11 protein-coding genes are annotated in these 12,305 nt (G+C 67.1%); 5 read left to right on the top strand and 6 right to left on the bottom strand.

All coding sequences use genetic code 11. The features are described from left to right. Positions 1-142 precede the first annotated feature (142 nt). Positions 143-1,015 (top strand): ion transporter, encoded by an 873-nt coding sequence (locus R9X41_RS16020; RefSeq protein ID WP_318631436.1) that lies wholly within the window; start codon positions 143-145, stop codon positions 1,013-1,015. Between the two features lie 27 nt (positions 1,016-1,042). On the opposite strand, the gene R9X41_RS16015 is transcribed toward R9X41_RS16020, so the two are convergent. The 4 genes from R9X41_RS16015 to R9X41_RS16000 all read right to left on the bottom strand — a co-directional run bounded on the left by R9X41_RS16015 (position 1,043) and on the right by R9X41_RS16000 (position 5,114). Continuing rightward, positions 1,043-2,392 carry an esterase-like activity of phytase family protein gene (locus tag R9X41_RS16015; protein ID WP_318631435.1) on the bottom strand — a complete coding sequence of 450 codons (1,350 nt, stop codon included), beginning with the start codon at positions 2,390-2,392 and terminating at the stop codon, positions 1,043-1,045. A gap of 76 nt (positions 2,393-2,468) precedes the next feature. Continuing rightward, on the bottom strand, positions 2,469-3,152 hold the full coding sequence (locus R9X41_RS16010; protein ID WP_318631434.1) for a hypothetical protein: 684 nt from the start codon (positions 3,150-3,152) through the stop codon (positions 2,469-2,471). Between the two features lie 105 nt (positions 3,153-3,257). After that, a complete protein-coding gene (ppk2, locus tag R9X41_RS16005) occupies positions 3,258-4,052 on the bottom strand; it encodes a polyphosphate kinase 2 (RefSeq protein WP_318631433.1) in 795 nt (264 codons plus the stop codon). A gap of 87 nt (positions 4,053-4,139) precedes the next feature. Continuing rightward, a complete protein-coding gene (locus R9X41_RS16000; protein WP_318631432.1) occupies positions 4,140-5,114 on the bottom strand; it encodes a tRNA dihydrouridine synthase in 975 nt (324 codons plus the stop codon). Between the two features lie 124 nt (positions 5,115-5,238). On the opposite strand from R9X41_RS16000, the gene R9X41_RS15995 reads away from it, so the two are divergent. After that, complete coding sequence (locus R9X41_RS15995) at positions 5,239-6,453, top strand: CaiB/BaiF CoA transferase family protein (RefSeq protein WP_318631431.1); 1,215 nt, start codon at positions 5,239-5,241, stop codon at positions 6,451-6,453. 58 nt (positions 6,454-6,511) lie between these two features. Here the strand turns inward: R9X41_RS15995 and R9X41_RS15990 are convergent, their stop codons facing one another. Continuing rightward, entirely contained in the window at positions 6,512-7,951 is a 1,440-nt protein-coding gene (locus R9X41_RS15990; RefSeq protein WP_318631430.1) for a diguanylate cyclase domain-containing protein, read from the bottom strand. 337 nt (positions 7,952-8,288) lie between these two features. Between R9X41_RS15990 and R9X41_RS15985 the strand changes: the two genes are divergently transcribed. Next, a complete protein-coding gene (locus R9X41_RS15985; protein ID WP_318631429.1) occupies positions 8,289-8,786 on the top strand; it encodes a MarR family winged helix-turn-helix transcriptional regulator in 498 nt (165 codons plus the stop codon). 75 nt (positions 8,787-8,861) lie between these two features. Here the strand turns inward: R9X41_RS15985 and R9X41_RS15980 are convergent, their stop codons facing one another. Then, positions 8,862-9,998, bottom strand: coding sequence for an FAD-dependent monooxygenase (locus R9X41_RS15980; RefSeq protein WP_318631428.1), 1,137 nt, complete (start codon positions 9,996-9,998; stop codon positions 8,862-8,864). A gap of 323 nt (positions 9,999-10,321) precedes the next feature. On the opposite strand from R9X41_RS15980, the gene R9X41_RS15975 reads away from it, so the two are divergent. Together R9X41_RS15975 and R9X41_RS15970 are read left to right on the top strand one after the other, a co-directional pair. Continuing rightward, positions 10,322-11,155, top strand: coding sequence for an alpha/beta fold hydrolase (locus R9X41_RS15975; RefSeq protein WP_318631427.1), 834 nt, complete (start codon positions 10,322-10,324; stop codon positions 11,153-11,155). 22 nt (positions 11,156-11,177) lie between these two features. Continuing rightward, positions 11,178-12,212: a 2,5-dihydroxypyridine 5,6-dioxygenase NicX family protein gene (locus R9X41_RS15970; RefSeq protein ID WP_318631426.1), complete on the top strand. Its 1,035-nt coding sequence runs from the start codon at positions 11,178-11,180 to the stop codon at positions 12,210-12,212. Positions 12,213-12,305 lie beyond the last annotated feature (93 nt).

The raw sequence follows: 12,305 nt of genomic DNA, 5'->3' as shown, positions 1-12,305 counted from the left end.
GGGGCGCGCAAGCCCCCAGCTCCACCCTACGAGCAGTAGAAGAAAAAAAAGACCAGCAAAGAGCAAATGCCCAACCAAGCCCAACCCCCAATAGAAGAAAATCCAAAGACATAAACCCACCCTCCCGGTTAGCATCCAAAAAATGCAGATAACCACCCAACCCCCACCACCAAACCAGGACGCCGAACGCTATGGCCGCCCCGAATCCGGCTGGCGCCTCACCCTCTACAAAATAATCTTCGAATCCGACACCCAAGCCGGCCGCACCTTCGACCTCATCCTGATCGGCTTCATCCTCACCAGCGTGGTGACGGTAGCGCTCGACAGCGTCGCCTCCATCCACACCCGCCACGACAACGTCTTTCGAGCCATCGAATGGTTCTTCACCCTGGTATTCACCGCCGAATACCTCTGCCGCCTGGCCTGCGTCAAACGTCCCCTCCGCTACGCCCGAAGCGCCTTCGGAATAATCGACCTCCTGGCCCTGCTACCCACCTATGTCGCCGTGCTGGTGCCCGGCGTCTACGCCCTGGTGGACGTGCGCGTGCTGCGCCTGCTGCGCATCTTCCGGATCCTCAAGCTCAGCCAATACGTGGCCGAATACAGCGCCCTGGCGGAAGCGCTTTCCGCTTCGCGCCGGAAGATCGCGGTGTTCATGTCCTTCGTGCTGCTGGTGGTGGTGGTCATGGGCACGCTGATGTACGTGGTCGAAGGCCCGCAGCACGGCTTCACCAGCATCCCGGTGGGCATCTACTGGGCGATCACCACCATGACCACGGTCGGCTTCGGCGACATCGCGCCCAAGACCGCCATCGGCCGCGGCATCGCCTCGGCCATGATGCTGCTCGGCTGGGGCACGCTGGCGGTGCCGACCGGCATCGTGAGTTCGGAGTTCACCGCCCAGCGCGCCCGATGGGCACTGGGCATGAAGAAATGCGAGGCCTGCGGTACCGACCGCCACCCCGCCAACGCCCGTTTCTGCAGCGACTGCGGCGCTCCGCTGCCGCCGGTCTGACGACTGGCGAATGAAAACGCAGAAGCTTCAGCGCTTCTGCAGAAAGTCGCCCACGTCCAGCAGGATCAACTCGTTGTCGTCAGCCCGGTTCGGCTCGCGGCTGCTGGAGAACGGCAGGTTATTGTCGTTGCCCACGACGATGTGCCGCGCGTCCACCACCTCGACGTTCTCGATGGTGAAGAACGGAAACTTCAGCACGCCGTCGTTGAGCGGCTTGCGCGCCAGGCGGTCGGGGTCGGCGATGTTCAGCAGGTCGACGTAACCGATCTTGCGCACCGGAGCGCCGACGTTGGCTTCGTTCATCTCGATCTTGTAGACGCGCTTGAACTTGGCGATGTCGTGGAAGCAGTCGCTGCGCTTCTGGCCTTCCGGGCAGGCCTTGTCGGCCGTGCCTTCGCCGTTGTCGCGTTCGATGACCAGCCCGGTGTCGCCGTCGATCATGTTGAAGTCGCCGATGGCGTTGCCGTTGGCTTCGAGCGGGTATTTCCAGTGGCGGCCGGTCCAGCGGCCGGCGGTCACGTCGAACTCCAGCACCCGCAGGGCTTCCCTGCCGTCGACGCGTTCGTAGTCCTTGGCTTCGGCGTTCCAGACCGGGCCTTCGAGCAGGGCGTAGAGCTTGCTGCCGTCGGGCGACGAGGCCATGCCCTCGAAGCCCTTGGAGCGCTTGGCCTGGAACTCCACCGCGCCACCGGGCGCTCCCGGCGTGGTGACCGAAGGATGGTCGGGCGAGCGCATCGGCTTGCCGTCGACCAGGGTGTCGAACACGGCGAGCACCTTGCCCTTCAGGTCGGCCTTGATCAGGTAGGGGCCGAATTCCTCGCCGATCCACAGCGCGCCGCCGGCGAACTGGAAGCTTTCGGGATCGAAGTCGGAGCCGGTGAGATAGCGTTTCTTGCTGCCCTCGTGGACGATGCGGAATGGCACTTTCTTGTCCGGGTCGTGCAGGAAGACGGTGGCCTTGCGCTGGAACTTGCCGGTCTTGAAGTCCACCTGGTAGTGGTTCAGGTAGAGCATGAAGTCCGGCGAATTGGCCTTGGAGCCGGCACCGTTGTCGGTGAGGATCCAGAAGCTGCCGTCGGCCATGCGCTTGATGCCCGAATGGCCCTGCAGCGGCTGGCCCTGGAAGGGCATGAAGACGCCGGTGCCGCGGCCGAAGGACTTGCCTTCGACGGTGCCCAGCGCCTCGGTGCGCTTGCCGTCGCTGAACTTGCCGGCGGACTGGAGGTCGGCCGGCGCGTCCTTCGGGGCCGCCACCATCGATTGCGCCGGCAGCAGCGCGTGGCCGGCCAGCGTGGCGGGGAAGACGACAGGTGCGGATTGGGCGAAGGAGCCGCCGCAGGCGAGGGCGGCGGCGAGCGTGATGGCGAGGCGCGTCATGGTGGCTGGATGGTCTCGGGTCGTTAAAGCCCGGAACATCCCAGGCGGCCGTGACCGCCTCATGACGCCAGTGCGATCACATCGGTGGTGCGAAGCCGTTGCGGCCGGTCATCACCCGCAGGGCGGTGGGCTTGCCGTCCTTCATCTGCGCGTTGACCATGACCTTGGCGCCGGGCACCAGCAGCTCGGGCGTGCCGGGCCGCAAGCTCACCACCGGCACGTCGCGCGGCACGATGACGGTTTTTTCGCCGCCCTTGTACTTGAGCACCAGGCGCTGGCCGCCGGGTACGTCGGCCGGAGCCGCTGCGATGCCTTCGACCGTGGCGTTGGTCATGGTGCTCTCGGGCATCAGGTCCCAGGCGTAATGGCCTTCGCCGGTGCCGCGCGCGGCCTCGGGGAACACCACCACTTCGAGCGCGCGCTGCGTGCCGTCGGGCTGGGGCAGGGCGGCGGTGCCGATGAAGCTGTCGGGCTTGATGGCCGCCAGCGTTACCGGAAACACCTCGGACACCGGCATGTCGGCCGGGCGCTGCAGCACCACGCTTTCGCCGCCGCGTTCCTTGACGGTGATGGTGGTGGCGTCGATCTTCTCGAGCGTGCCGCGCAGGCGCACCGGCTTTTCGGCGACAGCGGGCGTGGCGGGCGTGGCGGGCGTGGCGGGCGCAGCGATGGTCTGGGCCTGCAGCGGGGCGACGGCGCCGGCCGCGAAGAAGGCCAGGCCGGCGGCCAGGGCGAGGGTGGAACGGTGGAATGGACGCATGGTGGTTCTCGATCTTGTTGCGGCAACCGCCACTGCGGCGCAGTGACGATGCGGCGACATTGAAGCAGCGTTGCCGCGAGCCGGTGTAACGCCGGGCGATACGCCTCAATCCTTGGAGGGCTTGTCCTCGCGCGACGGGACCAGCGGTTCGATCACGCGATAGCGTTCCTTATGCGGCTTGTCTTCGAGCGGCGGTAGGGGCGCGGCCTCGGCGCGTACCCGCTTGGAGGGAAGGCGCGCGAGCAGATCGCGAATCAGGGTCAGCCGGCCCAGGCGCTGGTCGTTGAAGTCCACCAGCGTCCAGGGCGCGGCCTTGGTGTGGGTGGCCTCGAGCATCGCTTCGCGGGCCTTGGTGTAGTCGGCGTAGTGATCGCGCGCCTTCAGGTCGATGGGCGAGAGCTTCCAGCGCTTGAGCGGATCGGAATGCCGCTCGGCGAAGCGCTCTTCCTGCTCGGCCTGGTCGGTGCCCAGCCAGTACTTGAACAACAGGATGCCGTCGTCGACGAGCATCTTCTCGAAGATGGGCGCCTGCTTCAGGAAGTCCTTGACCTGCCGGTCGGTTGCGTAGCCCATCACCTTCTCGACGCCGGCGCGGTTGTACCAGCTGCGGTCGAACAGGGCGATCTCGCCGGCGGCCGGCAGGTGCGCCACGTAACGCTGAAAGTACCACTGCGAGCTTTCCCGCTCGGTTGGCTTGGGCAGGGCGGTGATCGGGCACTGGCGCGGGTTGAGATGCTCCGAGATGGCTGAAATGGCGCCGCCCTTGCCGGCGGTGTCGCGGCCCTCGAAGATGATCAGCACCCGCTGTTCGGTGGCCGCCACCCAGCGCGCCACGCGGGCGAGTTCGATCTGCAGCGGTTCGATCCGTTCGTCGTAATCCTTGCGGGAGAGAGCTTTCATCGGCGGGCCTGGCGGTTGGTCGGGCGGCCATTCTGTGGCCGGCCGTGGCGCGGGCCTGTCGCCGGATATGTCCGGCGACCGATCCGTTCAGGCCGGCTCGGCCGCGCGCAGCCGGTCCATCCAGGCATCCACGTCGTGGGGATCGGTCAGCGTGCGCAGCGACTGGAACGCCGTCTCCGCCTCGGGATGGCGGCGGCGCAGCAGGTTGAGCCACTGCTTGAGCCGGCCCACCCGCTGCCGACCGGGAAAGTGGTGGCTGATGACGGCCCAGAAATCGTCGAGGTGCGGCAGCAGCCGCTCCCACGAAACACCCGCCGGCACTGCTTGCCCGTCGGCCGCGCGCAAGGCCCAGGCCAGGCCGGGGTCTGCCACGATGCCGCGCCCGAGCATCAGCGCCTGACGGCCCGAGGCCTCGCGGCAGCGCAGCGCGTCGTCCACGGTCCAGATCTCGCCGTTGGCGACGACCGGAACGGCCACCGCGCGGGCGATCGCCGGGATCTGCTCCCAGAAGGCGGGCGGGCGGTAGCCGTCGGTCTTGGTCCGGGCATGCACCACCAGTTCGCAGGCGCCGGCCTCGGCCAGGGCCTGCGCGCATTCCACCGACAGGCTCGCGTCGCGCACGCCGAGCCGCATCTTGGCCGACACCGGCAGATGCGCCGGCACCGCCTGCCGCACCGCGCGCACGATGTCGAACAGCAGCTCGGGCGAATCGAGCAGGGCCGCGCCGCCGCCGTGGCGATTGACCACGTTGGCCGGGCAGCCGAAGTTCAGATCCACGCCTTCGGCTCCCAGCCGCGCCAGCGCAGCCGCGTTGCCCGCCAGGCTCGCCGGATCGGAGCCCAGGAGTTGCGGTCGCACGGGCGTGCCGGCGGCGGTGCGGCTGCCGGTCAGCAGCTCGGGCACGTAGCGCAGAAAGACGCGGTCGGGCAGCACGGCGCCGGTCACACGGATGAACTCCGACACGCATCGGTCGACGCCGCCCACGCGCGTGAGGATGTCGCGCAGGACGAAGTCGAGGAGCCCTTCCATCGGGGCGAGCAGGATCGTGGCGGGTGTCGTCATGGGAGCCGGCGATTGTCCCCGACAGCGCGGTTCACCCGTACAGCTACCGATGACGACTCCCCGGCTTCCGGGTTAGGGTCGCCGTCTCTTGAGCTACCCCGCATCGCCCGTGTCCGCATCGCCCATGAAAGCCCTTTCCGACATCACCGTTCTCGATCTGAGCCGCGTGCTCGCCGGTCCCTGGGCCACGCAGAACCTCGCCGACCTGGGCGCCAACGTCGTCAAGGTGGAGATTCCCGGCAAGGGCGACGACACCCGCGCCTGGGGCCCGCCCTTCATCGACGGCGCCGAGCCCGGCCGGCGCGACGCCACCTACTACCTCGCCGGCAATCGCGGCAAGCGCTCCATCACCATCGACATGTCGCGCGCGCAAGGCCAGGCGCTGGTGCTGGCGCTAGCGGCCAAGGCCGACGTGCTGGTGGAGAACTACAAGGTCGGCGGCCTGGCGCGCTACGGCCTCGACCACGCCACGCTGCGCGCGCGTTTTCCCCGGCTCATCTACTGCTCCATCACCGGCTTCGGCCAGGACGGCCCCTACGCCCACCGTGCCGGCTACGACTTCCTGCTGCAGGGCATGGGCGGCATGATGAGCATCACCGGCGAGCGCGACGACCTGCCCGGCGGCGGTCCGCAGAAGAGCGGCGTGGCCATCGTCGACCTGGCCACCGGCCTCTACGCCACTAGCTCCATCCTGGCCGCGCTCCACCAGCGCGAGCGCACGGGCGAAGGCCAGCACATCGACATGGCGCTGCTCGACGTGCAGATCGCGCTCATGTCCAACCAGGCCATGCAATACCTGGTGGCCGGCGACATTCCCGGGCGCATGGGCAACGGCCACGCCACCATCGTTCCCTATCAGAGCTTTCCCACCGCCGACGGCCACGTCATCGTGGCGGCCGGCAACGACGGCCAGTTCGCGCGGCTGTGCGAATGCCTGGGCCATGCCGAATGGGCGCAGGACGCGCGTTTTCGCAGCAACGCCGACCGGGTGCGCCACCGGGTCGAGCTGGTCGCGCTGATCGAGCAGGCCAGCCGCGGCTTCACCAGCGCGGACTTCATGGCCGGCCTCGAAGCGCGCGGCGTGCCGGGCGGACCGATCAACAACATCGCCCAGGCGTTCGACGATCCGCAGGTGCGCGCACGCGGACTGCGCAAGACCGCGCGACGCGGCACGCAGGAGGTGCCCACCGTGGCCAGCCCCATGCGCCTGTCGGCCAGCCCGATCGACTACGACCGCGCTCCGCCCTACCTGGGCGAGCACACCGAGAGCGTGCTGGGGGAGATGCTCGGCTTAAGCGCTGGCGAAATCGAGGCGCTGCGAGCCCAGGGCATCGTGTAGCCGGACGACGGGCCCCGCCACGGCGCCTGTCCGGCCACGGTGAAGCTGCTGCGTACCTTCACGCGAAAGTAAAGCCGCAGGCGCGGACTTTCGCCGCGTACATGGCTTCGTCGGCCAGGTGCAGCAGCTCCTCGGTCGCGGTGCCGTTCTCCGGCGCGCGCGCCACCCCGATGCTCACGCCCACGTCCACCACCTTGCCGTCGGCCAGCGTCATCGGCTGGCGCACCCGGTCGACGATCATCGCGGCGATCTCGCTGGCCTTGTGGCGGTCGTTGGTGATGAGCAGCACCGCGAACTCGTCGCCGCCCAGCCGCGCCACGGTGTCCGAACTCCGCAGAATGCCCTGGATGCGGCGCGCCGCCTCCTGCAGCACTTGGTCGCCGGCGGCGTGGCCCAGGGTGTCGTTGATCGCCTTGAACTTGTTCAGGTCCATCACCATCAGGCTGTAGCCGCGGCCGAGCGCCTTCAGGTTTTCGGAGGCCAGCTGCAGGTTCAGCTCGAACAGGCGGCGATTGGCCAGGCGGGTCAGGCTGTCCTGGTAGGCCACCTTGTCGAGCGGCGCCACGATCTTGTTGGTGACCCGGTAGACCGCGATCACCGACAGCAGCACATTGAACACGATCAGCACGGTGAAGATGCGCTCCAGCTTCACGAAGGTGGCCATGGCCTCTTCGAGCGACTGGCCCACCACCGCCACCACCCGCGAATTGCCGCTGCGGCCCAGTTCCACGGTCAGCATGCGGTAGCTGTTCGCGCCGGCCCGCATCGACCAGAAGCCTTCCTGCAGATTGGTGAACTTCGACACCATGGCGCCCTGCGTCTCGGGGTCGTAGGACGAGGCCTGGATGGTCCACGGGCCGTCGCCCTCGCGCGAAAGGAAGACGAAGTCCGAATTGGTGATCTGGCGGAACTGGGCCGCGATCTGGTCGTCGATCTTGAAAGCGAAGGACAGGTGGGCGCTGGGCGCGGGCGTGCGCACCACGGTCTTCACCCACTGGTAGAGCACGTTCACGTCGGTGTCGAGTCGCAGTGCGCGCAGGGCGCTCTGGCCGGGCTGCACCGCCTGCACCTGCGCGGCGAGCGAGGCATCGCTCAGGCCGGGATAGTCGGCCAGGAAGCCGGTGGTCTGCGACATCGACTTGCCCGACACCGCATCGTCGAGCGTGGAGAGCACGGTCAGGCTCGAGCCCATGCGCACGTTCTGGTTCTTCAGCGCCGACTCGATGGTGGGCCGCGAATTGCTCGACACCGCCTCGCGGAAACCGTAGTCCTTGGCCACCAGGTCGGTGGCCTGCTTGAGGTATTCGCTGCGCTGGGCGATGGCGTACTTGAAGACCTGCGAACTGGATTCGAGCTCGTCCTCGAGCTTGTCGGTGGCGATGCGGCGGTTGGCGAACCACATCAGCGCGAAGGCCCCGATCTGGAACGCGATCAGGAACGGCACCAGGAAATAGATGAGGCGCCGCTCGGACGAAAGCGGCTTTACCCGGCCGTCCATTCCGACCTCCGGGTTCGGCTTGTCGTGGTCCGTTCGTCGGCTGCGCCGGCCGCGATCACCGGACTTCGCTCATGAGTCTCGTCGCCCACCGGGTGTTCCAGGGTCCAAAGCAGCAACGTCAGTCTCCGACGGCAAATATGGGGGCTGTGCGGGCCGTCGCGTTCACCGTATGAACACGCGTCCCTGTCAAACCTCAGTATAGAGCCACAAAAGCAGCGATTTGTCTCGTGTGTGGCTGGTTGTGACGCGTCTTGTGACGCTTGAATCCGACGCCGGCGGGTCGGGTGGTAGGCTTGCCGCCCCCGGCCGCGATGCCGTCGCCCCGATGCGCCATTCCATGACCCAGCGAAACCGACCGTCCGACACCGTCAGCGCCCCGGCCGATCCCGCCGACGGCATTCTGCAGGGCTACGATTTTTCTCAGCAGGTCGGCCATCTGCTGCGGCGCGCCTACCAGCGGCACGTGGCGGTCTTTCAGCAGCGCATTCCCGATTCGCAACTCACCGCGGCGCAGTTCGTGGTGCTGTGCGCGGTGCGCGAGCGTAGCGCCTGCTCGCTCAACGACATCGTGCGGGCCACCGCCATCGACCAGGGCACCGCGCGCGGCGTGGTCGAGCGGCTCAGGTCGCGTGAGCTGATCGAGGTCACGCACGACCCGGCCGACAAGCGCAAGGTGATGATTCGCGCGACCGACGCGGGCGATGCGCTGGTCCGCAAGACCGTGCCCTTCGCCCAGGAAATCACCGAAGCCACCTTCGGCGACCTGAACCCCGCCGAGCGCGTGGCGGTGCTGTTCCTGCTGCAGAAGATGGGTGGGGTCGGGGAAAGCCCCTAGGAGCCTCGGCGGCTCAGCAGGCCCGAAGAAGCCGTCGCCTCGCAGGTGCGAGCCCCAGGCGGGCGGATAGCGGGATCACGCCTTCTCGACCAGCGGAACCTCGAACACGTCGTAGCCGAAGCACCAGTCGGGGTTCTCGTTGGTGCGCAGCCAGGTGTTGTTGTGCGAGACGAGCTGCACCCGGCCGGCGCGCTCGGAGCGGTTGGCTTCGTAGAGCGCGAAGGCGGCCGGGTGTCGATCGGTTCCGGTGAGCTCCAGGCAGCGGGTGAGCATGGCGGCGTCTTCGATGGCCATGGCCGCGCCCTGGGCCATGTGCGGCTTCATCGGGTGGCAGGCGTCGCCCAGCAGCACCAGCCGACCCTTGCTCCACAGCGGCAAAGGATCGCGTTCGAGCAGCGGCCATTTGGTCACCGTGTCGCCCGCCTCGATCAGCGCCTGCACGGCGGGATGCCAGCCGGCGAAGGCCTCGCGCATCTCGTCCTGGCTGCTGGGCACCCAGCTCCTGGTCATGTCCCACGGTGCGTGCGGCACGCCGGTGACGTAGTAGATCTCGTCCTGCCGGCTGGTGACGAAATACACCATCATGTGGCGGTCACCCGACCACCACTTGCAGCACATGTCGTGGCTGAAGTTCTTGATGCGCGAGGTGGGGAACACGGCGCGGTGGCCCACATAGCCGGTGTCCTTGGGCAGTTCCGGGCCCATGAGCGTCTCGCGCAGCTTGGAGTTGATGCCGTCGCCACCGATGACGATGTCGGCCACCTCGGTGCTGCCGTCGGCGAAGCTCAGCAGCACGTCGTCGCCCCGGTCTTCCACCTTGTCGAGCGACTTGCCAAAGGCGACGATGCCGGGCGGAATGGTCTGCATCATCAGCGCGTGGAAGTCGCCCCGGTGCACCGTGAGGTAGCTGGCGCCGTAGTGGCTCACGGCGTAATCGCCCAGGGGAATCTGCGACATGATTTCGGCGGTCATGCCGTCGCGGCTGTACCAGTAGTCGGGATGCGCGCCCTGGCGGTTGAGCTCGTCCTCGATGCCCATGCGCCGCATGATCTTCATCACGTTCGGCCCCACATGGATGCCCGCGCCGATGCGCTCGAAACGATCGGCCCGCTCGTACAGGCGCACGTCGAAGCCGGCCTTGTGCATGAGCGAGGCGGCGGTGGCGCCGCCGAGTCCAGCTCCGATGATGGCGATGCGGGTCTTGCGCTGCATGGGGTGCTCCTGTCCGGCGGGGTGTCTGAAAGACGAAAACAAAGTGTACAGACTATAAATAAGGCGGTAAAGCGTCGGCAGTCGTTTCGCCATATTGGGGCATTTATCCCAATAATGATGCCTGATGTTGCCGGAGCGCACGATTTGGATGCATGAATATCGTGTTGATTAAATAGAGTGTGTGCGCTAGAGTTATTTGTGTTGTCGATCCGAGCGCGAGCAGAGTTCGCATCGCCCATGCTGAAATCGCCGGTCCTGATGCACTCGCCTCGGGGAGGGCGCACCGCTTTTCGTCGCGCCCGCACAAAACGAGGAAAAAGCCCATGACCGACAGCACCTTTCTCCACGACGGCACCGTCACTGCCAACGGTATCCGCCAGCATTTTTTGCATTTCGGCGGCGCCGACGGTTATCGCGCGCATCGCGACACGGTCATCATCGTTCCCGGCCTGGCCAGTCCCGCAGCCACCTGGGCCTTCGTCGGCGAGCGTTTCGGCCGGCATTTCGACACCTATGTGCTCGACATCCGCGGCCGTGGCCAGTCCGAATCGTCGCCCGCGCTCGACTACCGGCTCGACACCCTGGCCGCCGACCTCGACGCCTTCGCCGCCGAGCTCCAGTTGCAGCACTGGGCGGTGGTCGGCCATTCACTGGGCGCGCGCATCGCGATCCATGCCGCCGCACGGCAACCGCCCGGGCTGCACAAGCTGGCATTGATCGATCCGCCCCTTTCCGGCCCCGGCCGCCGGGCCTATCCGCAGACCCTCGAACGCGCGCTCGAAAGCATTCGCCTGGCCAAGTCGGGCGCTGGTGTGGAGGGCATGCGCGTCTTCCATCCTGCCTGGAGCGACGAGCGGCTGGCTGCCTATGTGCAAGGCCTGGCCACCTGCGACGAAAGCGCGGTGGTCGCCGCCTTCGAAGGCCTGAACGCCGACGACATCCATGCCGACCTGCCCGAGCTGCACGTGCCGGTGCTGCTGATCAGCGCAGAGCTCGGCGAGGTAGTGAGCGAGGACGAGGTCTTCGAAATGGAGCTCGCCATGCCCGGCCTCACCGAGGTGCGGGTGGCCGGTGCCGGCCACATGATTCCCTGGGACAACGAGGAAGGCTTCTACGAAGCTTTCGGTGGGTTCCTGGGCGCCACCCTCGACCCCTGAACCCATCTTCGAAGGAGTCCGCATGCCCGTCAGCGATCACGCCCTCGTCCTGGCCTGGCAGCAGGTGCTGGAGCTGTCCCGGCTGGAGCCGGGCCAGACCATTACCGTGCTGACCAGCGCGTCCACCCATCCGCAGACGATGTCGACCGCGATCACCGCCGCGCAGACCATGGGTGCCATCGTCAACCGGCTCGACCTGCCGCCGGTCAATGGCGAGAAGGCGCTGAGCCGCGACGCGCTGGCCTACCTGGGCACCACGCCGCTCACCGGCAACCACGCGGCCATCGCCATGCTCAAGGCGAGTGATCTGGTGCTCGACCTGATGACGCTGCTGTTCTCGCCCGAGCAGATGGAGATTCTGGAGACCGGCACCAGGATATTGCTGGCGGTGGAGCCGCCGGAAATATTGCTGCGCATGGTGCCCAACGAGGGCGACCGTGCGCGGGTGAAGGCGGCCGCTGCGCGCATCGAGGCAGCGCGTTCCATGCACATCGTGTCGGACGCCGGCATGGACTTCCATTGCCCGCTCGGCCAGTTCCCGGTGATCAGCGAATACGGCTTCGTCGACGAGCCCGGCCGCTGGGACCACTGGCCCAGCGGTTTCGTGCTCACCTTCCCCGACGACAACACCGCCCACGGCCGCATCGTGCTGGACAAGGGCGACATCCTGCTGCCGCAGAAGTGCTACATCGCCGAGCCGATGGAGTTCACGGTGGAGGCCGGCTATGTGACCCACATCGAGGGTGGCGTCGACGCGGCGCTGCTGCGCGAGTACATGGAATCCTTCGAAGATCCGGAGGCCTACGCCATCTCGCACATCGGCTGGGGTCTGCAGCCGCGCGCCAAGTGGTCGACGCTGGGGCTCTACGACAAGGAGGCCACCATCGGCATGGACGCCCGCGCCTTCGAGGGCAATTTCCTGTTCTCGCTCGGCCCCAACAACGAAGCCGGCGGCAGCCGCACCACGGCCTGCCACATCGACATACCGGTGCGCCATTGCACCGTGCGCCTCGACGGCGTGGACGTGGTGCGGCGCGGTAAGGTACTCGACGACTGAACCGGGTTCGGTCCTTGCTTCGAACACGCTAGATTCGCCGGTCCGCCTTTTGCCGTTCAAAGCTTTCGAGCTTTCGGTTTTTACCCTTCGAGG

Origin of the sequence: Xylophilus sp. GOD-11R, from assembly GCF_033546935.1 — a bacterium.
Classification (GTDB): Bacteria; Pseudomonadota; Gammaproteobacteria; order Burkholderiales; family Burkholderiaceae_C; genus Xylophilus.
This window is presented reverse-complemented; position numbering and strand designations above follow the sequence as displayed.